Consider the following 20,360-nt stretch of genomic DNA (forward strand, 5'->3'; position numbering starts at 1 on the left):
ACAAAATATATAATGACTACCAATCATCGGTTCTGAAAGGCGATGCCGGTAAGCCTTCTACGCTATAAAGCTCCCCTACACACCAATCTGTAAATGCATACCGAACGGCTACAGGTTGTTTAACTTCAGCGCTGATTATGGCCACCTTATCATCTTTTATCCTCGCAGTGGCCGGGCAGAAAACCTGGTCGCTACCAGCAACTTCAAATTGTGTTATTTTCTTGCCATAGCTTGTCATCCCTAATGGATTACCCGAAAATTTAACGATGACAGTATCCTGCTTGATTTGCATGGAGTGATACCTCGGCCCCTCAGAGGCAATTCCCTGCTTATGGTAAGTTTTAGCAAGAGCCAGGGCAACCAATCGCTTTGCCACAATCGTTTTATTGGCTGGATGTATGTTGTGTTCTTCGCCGGCATCAATAGAAATGGCCATGCCAGAGTTTTCCAAAGTATCGGTTAATTTCAACTGTGCCTCTCTTAATAACGGAACAGATAGCGCAGGTTCTTTGCCGTAATCCATAGGTGCCAACTGTACACCATAGAAAGGCCATGCACCAATACCCCATTCCTTTCGCCAAAGATTTACCATGGCGATTTGCAAAGCAAGATAATCTTTGTTGTTATGCCGGTTTTGTTCTCCCTGATACCAAATTACGCCTGCAATATTGTAGCCAACCAAGGGCTTAACCATTGCATTGTACAAATTACCCGGCGTTTGATGATTGGCTTTTGATATCGCCCGATCTGCGGCTACTCGCTCTCCCAAAAGATTTTCGACAACCGTCCTATCTGTCCAAGCCTCAATAGGCGAGCCGCCCCAAGTGGTCTGAATAATTCCGACCGGAACACCTAAATGCTTTTGTAAAAAAGAAGCGAATTGATAGCCAACCGCACTAAAACTGCTTGCTGAACTGGCATCAGCTTGCTCCCACTTTCCTTTAACATCAGTTTTTGGTGTTACCGAAAATGCTTTTTCAACATGGAATAATCTCAAACTGGAATTGGGTGCGTCCATCAAAATATCCATTGAGTTTGTTATCGGTAAACCACCGTAACCTTTCACTGGCATATCCATATTCGATTGGCCAGAACAAACCCAAACCTCACCAATTAATACATTGCTTAAAACAATTTTATTTTCCTGTACAACATCGATAGTATATGGACCCGCTGCACTGGGAGTTGTTAGCAAGGTATGCCAATCGCCATTTTCTAAAGGTTTTACCTGATAAGTTTTATTATCCCATGAGGTTCTGATAGTGATTGATTGTTTACCAGTTGAAAAACCCCATAGTTTAACTTTGGTTTTTTGCTGTAAAACCATCCCATTGGCAAATAATGCAGGAAGTTTAACCTCGGCCTTGGCATTGAATACCCAAGTTAACAGTACAAATAAAATGCAGTTTCGTAATTTCATCATCAAGCCTTAACGTTTTTTTTATCTATAGTTGCCTTGTAAATGGCCAATGCAGAAACAAAAATAACTGCACCAACACCAATAATCACATTCGAATACCCTTTCGCTAATATACCCAGGGAAATAATACCCAATCCAACCACTGCCATTGATATGGCAATTACCCTAATGCCGAAAATATTTTGTTTTTCGGCTGCAAAATGTGCCTCTTTGTTTTGAGCCAAAGGCGATTCTTTTATCAATTGTATATCCTCCAACATTTTAATTGCTTTAGCCGAGATAAACCCACGGCTTAAGTAGTAGCATTCAAAAATTAAAAGCAAAGTAATTGGTATCCCCATTCCTAAAACGGTTTCCATTGTACGGCTTAGTTTTAAATGGAGTAACGATGGAGCAATCACTTTAAAAAACAGGTTAATTACCAGAGAACTGATGGTTACGGTTACTACCGACAAGCCTGTTTGTCTTTTCGAAAAGAGTGTCCAAATAATCGGTGCGAACAAAGCACCACCCGCAATTGAGGCTGTGCTTAGAACAACCTCCACAATTCCGCCTGCGCTTGGAATCCACATGGCCACCAAAATGGTCAGTACACCAAATATTAAAGTAAACAAGCGAGCCATCCAAATTACCTGCTTTTCAGAGGCCGATGGACGCATCAGGTTTTTATAAATATCTTGCGCAAAAACCGTGGCCGCCATATTAATTGTGGTATTTGCTTTACTTGAAGTTGCCGAAACCATACCGGCTAAAACCAGTCCGATTAACCCAGCCGGCATCACTTTCTGAATCAGCATCATGTAGGCATCTTCGGTTTGTAAGCCTTGTAAATTGGGGTTGATAATCCGGTAAATCATTGGTGGCAGCATCCAGATAATCGGACTTACAAAATAAAGAATGGTAAAAATTCCTGCTACTTTTTTTGAATTTTTTTCATCTTTAACACTGGTATAACGTTGAACATAAGACCAATTTCCACCAATGTAAAAAGTTTGGTAAACAATAAAGGAGAGCATAAATCCGTAAGTATAATCTTCATTAAACGGTTCAAAGAAATGTGCAGGTGCTTTGGAAATCAAATTATCGAAACCACCTATTTGCGCAAAAGCGATTGGAATAACGATAACAACAGCCGCGGAGAGGATCACAAACTGAACCACGTCCGTTACCAGAACAGCCCAAAGTCCGCCCGCTGCTGTGTAGAGAACGATAATTAAACCAATGATTAGAATACAGGTATTTACCGATAAATCTGTAGCTACATGTACCATTTTACCAACCGGATAAAGTACCGCGGCTGTTGTAAAGAGGCTTAAAAGCAAAGTCATGTAGGTATAAAACTGCTTTTCTCTGCCGCCAAAACGCTTACCGATGAATTCGGCTGCTGTGGCAACACCAGTTCTTTTCCATTTAGCGGCAATAAAAAGCATTACAATTAACCCACTAATGGCCATGGTTAACTGAATGGCATTGGCCACTACTCCATATTTATAAGCGATGGAACCCCAAACTACAAAAGTACCTGCAGAGAAGTAGCTGATAAATAGCGAAAGCCCATTTATCCACCAGGGTGTTTCGCCACCAGCCTCGAAAAATGCCTGACCGTTTTTACTGCCAACTCGGGTAAATGTTAGCCCGATGGCGAAAATTAACAGGGCAAAAATACCCATGACAATAAAATCGAGTCTTACCATTATATTTTATTTTGATCGGCATAGCAACGAACAGCGAATAATGCTGCGGGAATGTTTCCTGAGGGATGCTGGAGCTCAATAGTTAAATTTTTAGTGATGATTTCTTTTTCTAAAATAACTTGATTACGTGTTTGATAATTGTTTTTTTGCTCAAAAATGATTTCATTGTTATCATTTTTAATGATATAATTCCTCACGCAAAAAGGCATTACATTTTCTGGGTGTGTCATTAAAACAGACTCCATCGGATGATCAAAATCGCTGTCAAACCAAAGATCAATTTTTTTGATGACTTGTGCGGTTTCCCATGATAAATTAAGAGAGGGTTTTACATCATCAGGATCAGCAGCCCAAGCGTTCGGTTGTGAAACAGGCCTATCAATGCCAGTTAATAAATTTTCTACACCAAAAACGCTTTGCGTTTTAGAAAGGTTAATGGTAAGATTGTGGCCATTCGGACGGCGTTGCGGACACCAGAATTCAAATTCATCAACGCCCGTTCCCACGGGAGGAACTTGTTTACCATTGTTGGAAACTGCTTTATTTTTAGAGTTAAATACTGATAAAACTCCGGTTAAACGTTTCTCGGTATATCCGATTTCAATATCTGGATGACCAGCAAACATCAGATAAACATAGTCATCTGTTTCTAGTGCAATATCAAAATCTATTTCAATAAGCTGTTTTCCTTGTTGAAGGATAATCTTTTTTTTCGCTAAAGTTTCATCAGGAGTAAAATTTCCCTTTTTGCTCGATATTCTGAGCTCTACTTCCAGTTCAGTGTCAGCCAAAGCATTTAATTGAATGGTAAAAGCTGGTAGTTTTCCGCCTTTTAAAGGGAACATTTGTGCCGATGGAATCGCTAATGATTTCCACAGATCCACCTTGTTAAAACCCTTAAACTGGTATTCGCTCGATGCAATTAACTTTGCTTTTCGTGCCAGGTCATTTTCGTCTGCCAATGAAAAATCAGGGATATATTGTCCTTCCCTGATTAAATTCTGCTGCAAGTTTTTAAGATTCTCTGCTGCGAGTAAATCCTTTGGTTGCAATCCATTTTTAACACACATGGCAGCGGCCATTCCGGCAGCCTGGCCGATGTAGCCGCAAGTAGCCATTACACGGGTAGCGCCAAAAGCAACATGACTTACACTAATGATACGGCCAGCCAAAAATAAATTTTTGATGTTTTTACTATAAATTGTACGATAGGGAATTTGAAAAATCCCTTTACTGTGCCATTGGTTACAACCTGGGCGCTCACTATAAACACCATCAGCTGGGTGTAAATCAATTGACCATCCGCCGAAAGCAACCGCATCATCGTGTTTACGCTGCTCTACCAAATCCTGTTGAGTCATCATGTAATCACCCTCAAACCTTCGGCTCTCTCTTTTTCCCGGAATGGTCCCCACCCATTCTAATGTCAGATTTTCGGCCTCCGGGAAATCTCCAGAGTTTTTGATGTGATTCCAAACACCATAAACAACCTTCCATAGCTCCCACTTAATTTTTTCGGTATCATGAACGGTATCTAGCCTTCCGCCAAATTCTACCCACCACAATTTGCAACCAAATTCATTCGCATTAAAATTACGGAAACGTGGAATTTCGGTGATATCACTTAAAGCAAAAGAGGGTGGAAAAAACTTAACTGGCTTACCTGTATCCTTGCTATAAAAATAAAGAGAATGCCCTAAAAGCTCGCCATACTCTTCGGTTGGCGCCATGCCCTCGTTAAATTCTTCTTTCGGCTCCGCTCCCATTCTAAATGCAGCTCCAGAGAGAAATCCTACAATTCCATCGCCAGTTGCATCGCAAAAAAGCGGTGCAGATAGGTGGTACTGAGTAGAATTTTGACTGCAAAAAGCCTCAACAGATTCAATGGTGTCGTTGTCTTTTTTACTTACCTCGTAAATAGCGGTATTAAGCAATAACTGAATATTTGGTTCTTGAATAACCTTATCCAGCAGAATCATATCCAAAATCATTGGATTTCCCTCTGGGTTGCGAAAGGTGTTTTCGACCAACAATTCATCGATTACACCTCCCTCACGAGCCCAACGATTGTTATTGCCCATGTGTGATGTTGCACCCAAAATCCACAAGCGAACTTCGCTCGATGAATTACCGCCTAGCACTGGCCGATCTTGAACTAAAATTACTTTTACGCCTTGCCTGGCAGCCGTTATAGCACTGCAAACGCCGGATAAACCTCCGCCAGCAACAATAAGGTCAGCGGATAAATCGAGCTGATTTAAATATCTTTTTAAAGATGGTTCTTCTCTTTTCATGAAATATCTTTCGAGTATTTAGGTAACTGTATTTGGTCGGGCAGCCACCTATTCTTGATTTGTAATTGATTTCGAAGATATTTATATTTTGAGTGAGCGATAGCGATGAGAAGTGCTAAAATATTATGGGAACGCTCCCGAAACTTGGGAACGTTCCCTTTATTGATTTTGATTTTTGTTCCAAAAAGATGTTTTTAGAATAAAATAGATGAGGTGTTTTTTATTCCCAATTTGATCTGGAATATTAAAAATTGATTTTTTGGCAAGACAAGATTAGCTGCCTTTTACAGTAGAATTACGAATGATCAATTCTGCATCGAGCGTTCTGATCAAAGGTTTCCATTCTGATATATCTTTATCCATCAAGCCTAAAAGAAGTTCCATAGCATTTCTGCCAATTTCTCGAACAGGCTGCGCCACAGTGGTAAGGCTGGGTTCGATAAAATTTGATCCGTAGTTATCGCTAAAACCCACTACGGCAACATCTTCAGGAATTCGTTTTCCCAATTGTTTTAAAACCTGAATCGCTTCAATCGCTGTCGGATCATTTACTGCGAACAAGGCATCAGCCGGATTATCCAGCTCAACCAAATGTTTAACATACATTTTCACTTTATTCAAGGTTAAATCGTATCCGATAATCAGTTCTTCATCTACGGAAATGTGGTGCTTTTTTAATGCGTCAAGATAACCATTCATTCTTTTACGACTAATGACCAGTGAACTTGGTCCGGCCAAATGTGCTATTCTACGTTTGCCAATACTGATCAGATGTTCCACAGCTTTAAATGCAGCATCGTAATCATTAACTACTACTTTTGGCACCATCATTTCCTCACAAACGCGATTAAAAAACACCACAGGAACGCGTTTTCGGATAAATGCCTTCCAATGATCGTAGTTTAAAGTTTCTTTAGTAAGCGATACCATAACCCCATCAACCCGATTGGCGAGCATTACTTTTGAGTTTGCAACTTCGGTTTCATAACTCTCATTGCATTGAGAAATAAGCACACTATAACCTTGTCTTGCTGCTTCTTCCTGGGCGCCAACAACCACCTGAGGAAAAAATGAGGTAATAAATTCTGGCAACACAATACCGATGGTTTTGGTTTTATTCGTAATCAAACTTATAGAAAGCATGTTACGCTGATAATCTAACTTTTCAGCAAGTTCTAAAACCCTTGCCCTAGTTTCAGTTTTAACGGAAGGATGCCCGGTAAGCGCTCTTGAAACGGTAGACTTGGAAATTTTTAGTTCGTTGGCAATATCGACAATAGTGGTTTGGTTACTTTTCATAGCGGGTTCACAAGCAAAATATCGCAATAAGATTAATTCACACTAAGCAGGGACTGCGATTTAACTACAAATAAAGAAATTTTAGTTAAAGTTCAAAAGATGGAAAATTAAAGTGGGTAAAACATTTGTTCCGGAGCTAGAAATTCTAATCATTTAAACACCTTGGTTATCAGAGCTGTGTTTTTTCTTAAATTCGGATGGGCTTAAATCGAATTGCTTTCTAAAACATACACTAAAATACTTTGCATTATTAAACCCGGTTTGATAGGCCACTTCGGCCACTGTGAAGTCGGCATTCTCGAGCAGGTAAGCGCTGCGTTTTAACCTGATGTTTAAAATAAACTCTTTAATAGACATTCCTACAATGTCATGAAGTTTTTGGTACAATATCGTTCTGCCCGTATTCATGTCTGATACAAAGGCATCTACAGAATAATCGGGGTTTGCCATATTTAACTCAATAAACTTCATGGCCTTAGTTAAAAGCTCTTCATCCATTGAAGTAATGGTCACGTTGGCAGGATCAATCACTAACCTTTTACTGTACATTTCTTTCAATTCCTGTTGATTTTTCAGAATGCTTTCCGTTTGTTGCAACAGGTATTCAACTTCGAAAGGTTTATCAATAAATACATTTGCACCGTACTCAAGTGCCTTAACTTTATTTTGATTATCATCGCCGACTCCGGAAATCATGATAATTGGAATGTGACTGGTTTTAAAATTCCGTCTTAAACGGCTACACACTTCAAAGCCATTGCTGTTAGGCATCATCAAATCAGTAATGATTAACTGAGGATATATTTTCTCTGCCTTTATAATTCCTTCAGCTCCATCGTTGGCGGTATAAACATTGTACTTTTCCGATAGTCGCTGTTCCAGATAGTTGCGCATTTCAGGGTCATCTTCTACAAGTAAAATACTGCTTGATCGTTTTATGGTTTTGTTTGAACTATCTGGCTCTGCGGTTTCCAGGATGATATCGTCGATCTCTGAAATCGTATAATCATAAGCATCCCAATCCATATCGCCTGTAGCAGCTTGTTTAATAAATGGAAGCATAATAGTGAAAGAGATTTTATTCACTTTATTTACCATCCAAATTTGTCCATCCATTACCTCTACCAGCTCTTTAACGATAGCCAAGCCGAGCCCGGAACTTTCTTCAAATGTTGGGCGATTGGAGGATAAGCGGTTGAAAGAAGTGAACAGTTTGGCAATTTGCTGCTCGGTAAATCCAGCCCCTGTATTTGAAATTTCAATTGAAATATATTCACACTCTGGCCTAAATGAATCGTGTTTTATTTTGTTCTTTTCTTCAACTGTAGCTTCGTAAATGCGTACGCCGACATATCCCTTGTTGGTGGTATATTTTATGGAGTTGGAGAACAGATTGGTTAGTATTTTTTCGACAATGTCATAATCAAAGGCCACAAATAAATGATCCTGATGAGTGGCGATATGGGTTTCTATTTCCTTTTTGTTTGCATACAATTCAAATAGACCAAAAACATCAGTTACGAAGCTGATAAAATCGCCAATTTGTGGATTTAAGGTTATCTTCTGGCTTTCTATTTCCCGAAAGCGTAAAAGTTGGCTAATCATTCTCTGGATTCGGGAAACGTTTTTTTCTATATGCTGCATATAGCCTAATGAAGGATCGTTTGGCAAAAGTGATTGTTTTAATTGCTTAAGTGGTTCGAGTACGAGTGTGAGCGGGGTTTTTAAATCATGAGAAATATTGGTAAAAAATTCCGTTCTTGCCTGATTTAAATCGCGTAAATTTTGCTCCTTAAGCTCTTCGAGTGCCAAGCGCTCTTTAAAAACTTTTTTATTGGTATAATATCGGATTACAAAAAAAAGTAAGCCCAATCCAATTAATATGTAAATACAATAGGCCCACCAACTTAAAAAAAACGGAGGATCAACATGAAAATAAAGCCTCGATATTTTGGTTCCCCACAGGCCGTCGTTGTTAGAAGCTTTTATTTCGAATACATAGTTACCGCTGGGAAGATTAAAGAATGATACCGAGCGCTGATCTGTATTTGTTAGCATCCATTTATCACTTAAACCTATCATTCGGTAAGCGAACTGATTTTTATCAGCCGATAAATAACTGTTAGAAGAAAATCGAATCTCTATATTTGATTGATCATTTGTTAATCTAATTCGATCAGTTTTCTGATTACTTAAACTCGAAATATCTTTTAATAACGGCGAGTTCGCCGTTTGGGTGTTAACCAGCTGGTTGTTGATGGACAAGCCTGTAAAAAACACCAAAGGTTTTTGTGGGTTCTTATTTAAATAAGACGGATCAAATAAAATAAAACCATTTGTTCCTCCAAAAAGCATTTCGCCCCTTTGTGTTTTGAAAGCAGAGCGGATATAAAATGAACCACATGTATTTTCTTTATAAAACCGGGCTTTGTAAAATTTTTCTGTTAGCTGATCAAAATAATATAGCCCGTTGTTTGTACTGAGCCATATATTTTTCGATTGATCATCTTCCAAAATACCGAAAACTACCTTGGGAGAAAAGCCGTTTTTGCTGTTGAAATTTAAATACCGCCCATTTTTTTTTAAAACATTTACACCATTGCCCGAGGTACCGAGCCATAAATCACCATTGGAAGTTTCGTAAAAACTGCATAAATGGTTGGCTGCGTAAGATCCGCTTTTTATAAAATAGTGCTTCACCACCTTCAAAGTATTCCTATCTACAACAAATAAACCCTGATGTGTAATTAACCTTAGATGTTGTTGCTGATCGATGTAAAGGGCCTCAATCTCTAAGTCTAGTTGCTTATTATCCGCCCCGATGACCCTCACGTTTTCGGCGTTGGCTTGGTTTTTCCGTCTGTAAAAGAAAGATTTATCAGGATCTGTCATCCACCACGTGCCGTCGCTATCCGTAACAAAATCGTAAACGGTAAGCGGTTTCCTATTTATGGGCGACAGAAAATTAAGATCGGTAAATGTCTTGTTAGATAGGTTATATGAAGAAATTCCACCACTGAAAGCAGAAACCAGCAAATTCGATTTGTCTTTATCAAACCGCAGCCGCTTAATACTATTTGAATTTAGCGAATTGGTATTTGATTTCATAAACCGTTGGAACGAATCTTGATCCCTATTCCAATAATTTAGGCCTCCACCTTCTGTTCCAATCCAAATATTACCTTGTTTATCTTCCTGAAAACCACTCACTACAGGATGATTCAAACCACCTGTACTAGGGTTAAAATACCGCACGTAGGCATCGTTTAATGAACAATACGCAATTTTACCTCCATAGGTACCAATCCATGCACCCTGATCAGGGTCGCGATAAATAGTCCAAATGGAATTATTGGGTAAAGAAAAAGCATCATTAAGGTTCATCTTCAACATACTGCTGATTTCTCTCAAAGGGTCGTATAAAAACAACCCCGCCTGAGTGGCCACCCAAATGATACCTGCTTGATCAATAAAGATCTTTTTGGATAAGGTTGCTTGATTTTTCCGTGCATTGATGGGTATGTTCTTTTTTATTGATCCAAAAACATCAGTTATAAAAATACCGCCGTTCGGAGTAAGGAAATAAAACATGTCCTCGTAGTTTACCGCATCAACTACGGCATGGCTTGGTGAAATAAAATCTGCAAATTTGCTAAACTTAAGTGTTTTCGGTTCTAAACTATAAAGCAGGTTCTCTTGAGAAATAAAAATTTTACCTCCTGCACTGATGATGCTATTGAAATACTTAATTGAAGGTAATGACTGCTTATTTACAGTTTTATTTTTTTGATTATAAACAATCAATCGATCATTAGATAGCATGTATAATTTGCCATCATTGTCTTGACAAATCGAGCGAATTTTTCCTTGTAAAACTAAATCAAAAGAAAATTTTTCATAGTTAAACTTGAGCAAACCATGATTTGTGGCCAAATAAAGTGCGCCAGCCTTATCGGTAATCAAGGTTCCATACGCCCACTTCACCTTTGGATTACTAGCTGACGCCAGATCGTTTAACTGGTAAAAGCTGTTTCCATCATACATAAAAACAGCATCGGGTCCCGTGTACCAAATTCGACCTAACTTATCTTTAGTAATACTTTGTATGCCACCATAATACGAAGTTTCGGGCATAATATGAAAGCGGTAGCGCGAAATATCAAGCCCGAAAACATGACTATAAAATAAGGTAACAAAACAAACAAATAAAAAACCGGATTTGCGCATTTCTAATATTCTAAAAGCTATTGAGCAGTAATGTTTGCCTTGAAATTACTATAATTTTTCCTTTTGCCTAATACATCCAACCGAGCGAGAATTTATTTAGGAGAATGCTATTCTTTATAATGATAATCGGCAAAGCGGATAAAATTTTCCCAATCGTAGGTATTTAAATCGTGCTTTCCACTCCTGAAATGATAACCAATAATAGAATTAATGATTGGAAAATCTACTTTTGGCGGCTCGGGAGACAACGAAGTTTTCTTGTTATATAATTGATATGCCGGAAGTGCATTAACCAGCGAAAGATAGGACCCACGAGGGTCAGCCCAGCGATCTTCAGTAGCATTTGTGGTGTAAACCGGTCGTGGTGCAAGCAGTGCAATCAACATGTGTTGATCTACAGGCAAGTCTTTTTCCCTGTTACTATAATTTCGATAATTATTTGCGAACCAATAGCCAAACTGTTTATTAATTAAGCTAATTGTTTCGCCATACTGCCTTCGGGAAAGAGAAGCACCTGAATTACCCGAGCAACTGCTAAAAATCATTGCAAATCTTGTATCCAGCGCAGCTGCCCAAAGCGCAGTTTTGCCTCCACGAGAATGCCCCACAATTGCTACTTTTTTCGCATTTATGTCTCTATCTGTTTCGAAATAGTCCAACACGCGACTGGCTGTCCAAGCCCATGTACCAATGGCTTTCATGCCATCTTCTCTTTGAAGCAATTCAGGAAAAAGCTGGTCGAGTACACCATGTTGATAGCTATCTTTTTTATCTGGCGCTGCATCAGCTACCTGAAAACTTGCAACGGCGTAGCCTTTTTCGATCATCATCTCCGCGGGCCAAAAGGTACTTTTTACTATTCTATCCGGATCGGTATTTCTCTTACTTCTGTTGTTAATTAGCAGAAATACCGGAGCCGGTTTTGGCGAATTATTAGGTGTAAATAGTACCAAGGGAATATCTACATGTTTGTTTTTGTTCCAAATACTAATATTCAATTCTTTCAACGTAGCATTGCCTCCCATTGCGTTTGGCACCTTTCGAATTAATTTAAAACTCAGACTATCGAAATCCTGTGGAGTTTCACCATAAACATTTTGTTTAAAAAGAGAAATAATCTGATCTCGACGAATTTGCTCCCATTGATTTTTATTTTTGACAATCCGGCCTTCTGTTGTTTGCAGCACTTTTGGAAGAATATACTTCGGTACTGCCTCTTCGTCGTAGTTAACAATTTCGCCCATAAATTTATCGGTCTTTTGAGCGAAAGAGCGTTGAAATAAAAGTAAGAATGAGAAAATAAATGTCAGCAAGATGCCTTTAACTTTTATTATATGTCGGTGTTTAATCTGCTGTACCATATTAATTCATAACTATTTACCTTCAAAATAGATAAATTGGGTCCTTAGCAAATTATGTTAAAGACTCAATTTAAATTTGATTTTTTATTGAACCTGTACGTTCATTAATTTTAACCAACCTGCTGTTGTAATATCGCCATTAACGGATAGTTTTATGGCTGGTTTGTTTTCATTTGTGGTATCCACAATTGCTACCGCCCAGGTATATGTTCCGGCTGGAACACCTACAGCAGTTTTTAACTCATAAGAAACCGGATTGTTTTTAAGCCAGGCCGACGGTTCACTTTTATCATCAACAATTACTTTCTTAACGGTATTCGATGCGTCGATTAGCGCAAAAGCTACTTTATATTTATAGTTCCACTGCGGAATATTGTTAGGGAAATATCCCCAACCCATATTTCTCCAACGATGGGTAATGGTAGTTTCGGTACCACTGTTAATCTTTTCAGGCAGGTATACCTGGTCTGGATATAAGCGGTAACCACCTTCAGAAACAAATCGCTGAACTAAGGAGAACGATTTTGCAAACCAGCTTTCGATATCCCCGGCACGGAAATCCATCATATTTACCGCAGCTTCTGCAGAAGCATCAAATTCACCTTGCCTTACATCCTCGGGATGACCTTCTCTGTATTTCCCACTCGGATCAGTCCAGTAACGGTGGGTGCCAGTGGTAATCCATCCACCTTCCATGATTATAGGGCGTTTAAAATTCCAGGTTTTAGCAAAGTTTTTTTCCCAGCTTTGGTAGTAATCAGTCATTCCAAATGCATCCTGACGAATACTGTAGCCCTTATTAATCGCTTTAACAAGCAATTTATCGCTATTTATATTTGCAGCTCCCCAGCTTAATGGATGGCCAATTAAGCGATGATAGTTAATCACCAGAGGTACTTTGGTAAACTTTTGAGTGTAAAGATCGGTTACCCAATCAAAAACCTCCTCTTTCAATCGTTCGGTATTTTGCCCGTTGGATGTATTTGGATCTTCGTAAATTACGTTATGCGCTTCTCCCCATTTCCCCAATCCATAGGCATCTATAAAAGCTGTTTTTTTCGGATCGTTGAAATCTTTTGCCAGCTCTTCTATGAGTTTAGCATAATGCTGCTTAAATATTGGATCTTGAGGATATGGTGTTCTACGGGTTGGAAAAGAACTGTTCTCCAAATAATATTTAGCACCAGCATCAAAAACAAACTGTGGTGTATTTAAGCCCTGATCACGTCCATCCACAACAATACGAAAAGCGATGGGCACTCCTCTTGTCTCCGCTCCCTTAATTAATTTTCCTAATGGCGAACTCGGATCTCTCCACGCATATACCCCATTTGTTGGGTTAAGCTTTGTCCAGCTGGTGCGAATGTAACATGCAGATGCATAATCTAATGCTTTTACCCTTTTGCCCAAATCCGGAACATAAAAATCAGTATCCCAATAGGCTTCGTTATCCCCCCCGGCATACATCACCCAGCCATTTAAGGGGTTGCGAAACACAGAACTTCTATTATAGTTAGGCTTTACCAAGGTTCCTTCGGCTGCTTTGGTCTCATTATCGGCACTGTTCTTTTTACAAGCCATCAATAAGAGAACCAATAAAAACATCGATAGATGATAAAATAATCTCATTTTGCTTAATTTTTTCATATCCGTAACGGTATAATAATTTATTAAAGAGGGCACGATCTTACATCGGACAATTGCCCTGACCTTACCCATTTTCTATCTTTTTTCTGCAAGAATGGTCATGTTTCTTAAATCGAAAACAATCACATTTGTTCCTGATGGGATAGTGTAGTATGAATTACGTTGGGCACTGGTTGAACCGCCGGATAATGCAGATACAGTACCTAGAGGAAGCGTTTGCTCCTGCTGCGTTCCGGTCGAGGTAAGCGGACAACTGAACGCATAGGCCAGGTTTTTACTGTTATCAGTGCCACCATACACAATAAACTTGGTTTTGCCGGTTCTTCCGCCTGTGTATACCAATATCTGAGGATCGGCCAAACTCACTTTACAATCCATTTTAATTGGCGTTCCAAAACTGTTAATGGCCCCGTGCATCCAAAGCTCGCTTATTGTAGTTACCTGCGGCACAGCCCCATCGCCATTCCAGTTTACTACTTTTGGCGTAAGCGCTTGTGCCGGAGAATAAATGGTAGCCGTAGCCTTTTGCATATTTACGATAACACGATATTGTCCAGCGGTTTCTATTTTCCAGGAGAAAGCGGTTTCACGCATTTTTATTCCTATTGCTTCGCCATCTTTCAACGTTGTGCTGGCATCGGCTGATGAGATATAATTTGTAGCCCCGTTAAAATCTACCGGAATTTGCAATTCTCCGGGTTGAAGGTTTAATACATAGGCGTATTGATTTAGATTTTCTAAGGTTTTAGGCATTTCTACCTTGCTTAATCCGGGCACTGCACTTCCACCCAAAAATACCTTATCAGCATCGAAAACAACCGTTTTTATCGGTGTTACATTGATTTGAACTGTCTTAACTTCTGGTGCTTCGAAAGTTGCGCCGCCCTCCCATTGTGCTACCACTCTAAATTCGAGCGTAAAAGATTTATTTGCAGGAATACCCCATTTTTGGTTGGCCCAATTTTGCAACTGCTCCGAGGTGAAGCTCCTACTTAAAGTGCCGTCATCCTCATAGTTTAAAATGGCGGTCGAGGAACCGAAGTTATTGCCAACCACATCTAATTTGGTGGTATAAGAAACCAGATGATCGTTAGATTGTGGCCTGGCAGCTTCCCAGGTAAAAGTAACAATATCTTTTGCCGGATTATTTTCATCGAGCGCAATAGTTGCCGACGATGGCTTGAGCGTCATTTTCTCTTGCACTTTTTCAATATCATTAATGCCTTTTTTGCATGATAAAAAGGTACTCACCAGTATCAACACAGGCATTAATTTGTATAAATATTTTGCTTTTTTCATAACGTTATTCATAATCAAAATCATTATTCTAACTTTTAAATTGATGATTTTCAGTCTTATAGACTATTTGCCATATCCTGGATTTTGCGGAAAGGCCGCATCACGGTTAGCATCAATGATAGCCTGTGGAATTGGCCACAAAGCATGATTGACATTTATCTTATCCTTAATTGCCGTGTTGTAAGCTTTTACCCTATCAACCAATTTGTTTGTTCGCACCAATGTAAACCGTCGACTTTCTTCTCCTACCAATTCACGAATTCGCTCGTCGAGTAAGAAATCCGTTGTTACCTGATTTGCTGTAACTACTGATGCACCCGCACGTTTGCGTACTTCATTTATAGCATCGGCCGCTTTTGCAGGGTTATTTTGTCCTAAATATGCTTCGGCCAATAGCAGATAGGTTTCCGCCAGGCGAAATTTCATCCTGTCTTTATAACTTCCTGTTAAGCTAAGGTTTTCGGCTCTTCCGTAAAAAAACTTGGTAAGTGCAGGAAAAAGTGTTTTGGTAGAAAACCAGGTTTGTTCGGTGATATTTGCTTTTTTACCCACTAAAGAAGTTTCGCCTGGATTATTGTAATACCAATTACGCTTGATGTTGAAGTTAGAATTTCTGATATCAGAACCTTCGAAAATACCAGGTACATTCCCTGTTGCATTTGTTCCGGAAGTACCAACCCACCATTTCATTGGTGTAAGTTGTGCTAAACCACGTCCGCCTAAAGTATCGGCTAAAACAAATCCTGTTATTGAGGAATAATTTGGAATCCACGCCCTTCGTGTCCAATCATCAGAGTTGGTACCACCGCCAATGGCATTAAACTCGAATTGCAAAACCCAAATGCTTTCCTTATTTGCATTTTTTAGTCTATTTTGATTGTTCTCGATAAATAAATCACTGAACACATCACCTGCTTTATCTTTGTTTGTACCAAAACGGGTTTTCATTAAACTGTAATAACCGCTGTTGATTACTGCCAAAGCAGCCTGTTCTGCAGCTACATAGTCACCTTTTAATAAATTCATTTCACTCAACAAATGGGATGCTGCCCATTTAGTTAATTTACCATCTTTAACCTGATCTGGATTTGCCGGCAGGTTTTGAACCGCAAAGTTTAAATCATCCACAATGTGGCCAATTACCTCAGCTTTCGGCGTACGGGTGAAATTCAGCTTAAAATCATAAAGGATGGTTTCTACATAAGGAACATCTCCGTATAGATAAACCAATGTACGATAAGCGTATGCCCTAAAAAATCTCGCTTCTGCCTGGAAACGTTGCTTATCGGCAGGGCTATCCCAGTTGGTGTTTTCTTCAGAGTAAACCAACATTAAATTGGCCGATGAGATAATGCTATATGCCCAATTCCAATAACTCCCGACAAACCTTTCGGTTGAGGTGAGGGTAAGATTGGCAAAAGGCAGCAATGATCCATCGCTATTAATTACATCGGCAATATCGGTAGCTGCCTGTAATGCCTCGTATGGACAGGCACCATTATGAATGTAAGCGCCACCCTCTCCGAAGGTATTGTATTCTGAACGTGTGAGCGCATATAATCCAGCGCTTCCTACTTCAAACCCGTAGGTGCTGGTATAAGTATTTGTTGGAGCTAATTCTGTTTTTAAGTCTTCTACAAGAAATTTTTTACATCCAATTACCGAGGTTAGGATAATAAGCGCCACACCTGTTTTTATAATATTTTTCATGTGTTTAATTGGTTAGAAGTTTACATTTAAACCGAACATGTAAGAACGTGCGGTAGGATAAGATGCCATCCAGGTATTATCGTAGTTAAGCACCTGCCTGATGTTGGAAAATGTATCGAGGTTGTTTACACTCACATTTACATCGATTCCGCTTAAGCCAAGTTTTTTGGCCAATTGTTGTGCAATTCTGTACCCTAGCGTGATGTTTTTGATTTGCACATACGACACTTTTTTGTAATAGCCATGCCCAAAACCGTTGGTATAGCCCGGCGAAACAATGGTTGCATCTGGATTTTCTGGTGTCCAGTAATTAGCGCCATGAACGTAGTTGGTAATTCCAAACGTCCAAGAGCCTATATTGGCCATGTTATCATCACGCCAAACCCCAAACACGCCAGTTACAAGAGCCGACATATAAAAATTTTTGTAGCTAAACCTGTTGCTTAACGAAGCGGTGAAGCGGGGCACTCGTGAACCGATAATTTTTCTATCGCTGGCATTAATAAAACCATTTCCGTCTACATCTTCAAGCTTGGCTGAACCAGGAGCAGCTCCGGTTTGAATTTCGCGTTGATTGCCAGTGGCATCAGTATAAAAATAGTTTTCGCCTTTTTGCCAGATCCCAACTACATTGTAATCATAAAAAACCCTTAAAGGCTTACCTATAAACCAATTATTGGTGATATCATCAAGCCCATCGCCTCTCAGCTCGACAATTTTGTCTCTATCTAAAGAAAAAACTGCAGTGGAGTTCCATTTAAAAGTTTTAGAATCGATATTTAGTGAGTTTAAAGTTGCCTCGAAACCTTTATTTTGTGTTTGCCCGATATTATCCCAAATTCTGTTGTAACCATTCATAATGGGAACAGTACGAATCATTAGCAAATCTTTTGTGTTTGATAAATAGGCATCAATTGTTCCACTTAAACGGTTTTTGAACAATTGAAAATCCAAACCTATATTTTTCGTATAGGTGGTTTCCCATTTCAGGTTTGGGTTTCCAATGCCATCGCCAGCCAGATATGCTGTATTTACTGCCGTTCCGCCATCGCCCCAGATATATTTCACATTTGAATATAAACGATCGAGTGTTCTGTAAGCGGTAATCGCTTGATTACCATTCGCACCATAGGAAACACGAAGTTTTAACAAATCAATCCAGCTTGCATTATCCTTTAAAAAACTTTCTTCACCAATATTCCAGGCTAAGGCCGCTGATGGGAAAAATGCGTATTTATTGTTTTCTCCGAATACTGAAGCACCATCAGAACGGCCCGTAAATGTGGCGATATATTTGCCTTTGTAAGAATAGTTTAAACGGCCCATGTAAGATAACAAGGCTGTTTCTGTTAAGCCGGATGATACGGCCAAATTTCTAGCGGCTGTATTCATCATAAAATAACTGGTATTGTCCGTTACAAAACCTTCTCCACTTTGCGATGCGCTTACGCTTTTGGTTTCCTGCATACTGAATAATCCAGTTGCATCTATGCGGTGATCGCCAAATGTTTTTTCGTATTTGAGTACATTTTCCCAAGTATAATCGTTGTAGTGCCCGTTGCTTACGCTGGCCCGACCACCAACCAAACCGGCTTGTTCCCGTCCATCGAAAGTATCGCGGCCGTAATATGTACCAGTAAAACTGCTTCTATAGTTATATCCAAAATTCGATCTTAGTGATAAACCTTTTAGCGGTAATTTTACATCGGCATATCCGGTAAGGAAAAAATTTCGGTTCATGCGATCCTGATCCGCATTTACGTTACGCATTGGGTTAACGATAAGAGAATATTCCATCGGTTCAGGAATGTAGTAGCCCGCTGCATCTTTATATTTTCCATACGGACTTTGTTTAATAGCATGTTCGATATTCGGTGTAACACCACCATCGCTTCTTTGCGAAAACTGTGTTCCGATACCAACCGTTAACCAATTATTGAAAGTCTGATCGATATTGGCCGTGATGTTTAACCTGGAAAGTTTGGAGTTGTACACCACGCCTTCCTGCTCTAATGAAGATGCCGCGGCCATATACTTGGTACTTTCAGTTCCACCCAGAATACTTACCTGATGATCCATGGTAACACCCCTTTGGAAAATATAATCCTGCCAGTTGTTGGTTATTCCATTTTTGTAGTTTTCGCGTTCGGTAACGCTGATAATGTTGCCAGCAATAGGATCTAATTGATCGCCGGTGTAGCCTGATCTCAATCGACCAATGTCTTGCTTGAATTTGATAAATTCATTTGGCCCCATTACATCGATCCTTTGCATAGGTTCTGCAAAGCCGATTTGGCCCTTGTAAGAAACCTGTGCCTTACCCAAAATTCCTCTTTTTGTTTGAATGAGGATTACACCATTTGAACCACGTGCACCATAAATGGCAACAGCAGAGGCATCTTTTAAAATGGTTAAATTTTCGATGTTATTTGGATCAAGATCAACCAACGAGCCGCTGTAAGGAATACCATCTAAAACAATCAATGGAGAGTTGTTGGCCGATAAGGAGTTTTCACCACGAATAAGCAAAGCCTGATCCTGACCAGGAGCCGCATTACCCGTTGTAATATTGAAACCTGCAACCTGCCCAACCAAGCGGTCCATTAAATTTGGCGTAGAAACCATGTTTAGCTGTTCTTTTCCAACAACGGCCAAACCGCCGGTTAAATCTTTCTTTTTTGCTGTACCATAGCCAACAACCACCACCTCATCTAACTGCTTATCTCCAGCCATTTTTACGTTTACAATGCCAGTTGAGGTAACTTTAGCTTCCTGATTGTTGAAGCCTACGTAAGAAAAGATCAGTGTTGCTGATGGAGCTGCTTGAAGTGCAAAATTGCCATCTTTATCTGTTGAGGTACCTGTATTACTTCCTTTTACTTTGACAGAAACGCCGACAAGTACATCGCCTTTTTCATCGGTTACTTTTCCATTTACTTTAATAAGGTCTTGTGCATAACTCATGCTCGCTGTAATTAAGAGCAACATGAAAGCGGTTATACTGCTCTTGAATTTAGTTTGTAATTCTTTTATCATGTAGTTTTATATTTGGTTAGTATTAAAAATTTCATTTTACATCTTCATGGAGAAGGAAAACATTAGTTCTTTTTTCTATAGGCTTAAGGATTTATGGTTAGCTGTTTCTTTACAGACATTAGGGTTGTTGTAATTAAATGATGATTATGGATACACCTTAGAATGATCTGTTGCCTGATACCGCACCTACACAAGTGCAGGTTTATTTTAATTTTTTTTAAATTTCATCTCCTCTCTTGATAAAACACACGCATATCACCATTTGGCTAAAGTGATTAGTCAGATAGCGCTTCGTGTAAATTGGAAAGGCCAAACTTGAAAGCTGCCCAAAGTTGATGAGCTTTGAAATTGATATTAGCTTAGTTCTCATATC

10 protein-coding genes are annotated in these 20,360 nt (G+C 39.4%); all 10 read right to left on the reverse strand.

Annotated elements, in window-relative coordinates:
* Positions 1-16: 16 nt before the first annotated feature.
* A complete protein-coding gene (locus tag AC3ITD_RS13555) occupies positions 17-1,423 on the reverse strand; it encodes a sialate O-acetylesterase (RefSeq protein WP_489360458.1) in 1,407 nt (468 codons plus the stop codon).
* Complete coding sequence (locus AC3ITD_RS13560; RefSeq protein ID WP_489360460.1) at positions 1,423-3,114, reverse strand: sodium:solute symporter family protein; 1,692 nt, start codon at positions 3,112-3,114, stop codon at positions 1,423-1,425. Before AC3ITD_RS13560 ends, AC3ITD_RS13555 begins: the two co-directional genes overlap by 1 nt.
* A complete protein-coding gene (locus tag AC3ITD_RS13565) occupies positions 3,114-5,408 on the reverse strand; it encodes an FAD-dependent oxidoreductase (protein ID WP_489360462.1) in 2,295 nt (764 codons plus the stop codon). Before AC3ITD_RS13565 ends, AC3ITD_RS13560 begins: the two co-directional genes overlap by 1 nt.
* A 273-nt stretch (positions 5,409-5,681) precedes the next feature.
* A complete protein-coding gene (locus AC3ITD_RS13570; RefSeq protein WP_489360464.1) occupies positions 5,682-6,707 on the reverse strand; it encodes a LacI family DNA-binding transcriptional regulator in 1,026 nt (341 codons plus the stop codon).
* 153 nt (positions 6,708-6,860) lie between these two features.
* Positions 6,861-10,841: a hybrid sensor histidine kinase/response regulator transcription factor gene (locus AC3ITD_RS13575; RefSeq protein ID WP_489360466.1), complete on the reverse strand. Its 3,981-nt coding sequence runs from the start codon at positions 10,839-10,841 to the stop codon at positions 6,861-6,863.
* Between the two features lie 200 nt (positions 10,842-11,041).
* Positions 11,042-12,178 carry an alpha/beta hydrolase family protein gene (locus AC3ITD_RS13580; protein WP_489360468.1) on the reverse strand — a complete coding sequence of 379 codons (1,137 nt, stop codon included), beginning with the start codon at positions 12,176-12,178 and terminating at the stop codon, positions 11,042-11,044.
* 201 nt (positions 12,179-12,379) lie between these two features.
* Positions 12,380-13,924, reverse strand: a complete 1,545-nt coding sequence (locus tag AC3ITD_RS13585; RefSeq protein WP_489360470.1) for a DUF4832 domain-containing protein — start codon at positions 13,922-13,924, stop codon at positions 12,380-12,382.
* A 93-nt stretch (positions 13,925-14,017) separates the two neighbouring features.
* Positions 14,018-15,241 carry a SusE domain-containing protein gene (locus tag AC3ITD_RS13590; RefSeq protein ID WP_489360472.1) on the reverse strand — a complete coding sequence of 408 codons (1,224 nt, stop codon included), beginning with the start codon at positions 15,239-15,241 and terminating at the stop codon, positions 14,018-14,020.
* Between the two features lie 63 nt (positions 15,242-15,304).
* Positions 15,305-16,951, reverse strand: a complete 1,647-nt coding sequence (locus AC3ITD_RS13595) for a RagB/SusD family nutrient uptake outer membrane protein (protein WP_489360474.1) — start codon at positions 16,949-16,951, stop codon at positions 15,305-15,307.
* A 12-nt stretch (positions 16,952-16,963) separates the two neighbouring features.
* Complete coding sequence (locus tag AC3ITD_RS13600; RefSeq protein ID WP_489360476.1) at positions 16,964-19,987, reverse strand: SusC/RagA family TonB-linked outer membrane protein; 3,024 nt, start codon at positions 19,985-19,987, stop codon at positions 16,964-16,966.
* Positions 19,988-20,360 lie beyond the last annotated feature (373 nt).

It is taken from the genome of Pedobacter sp. KH_004 (assembly GCF_057840755.1).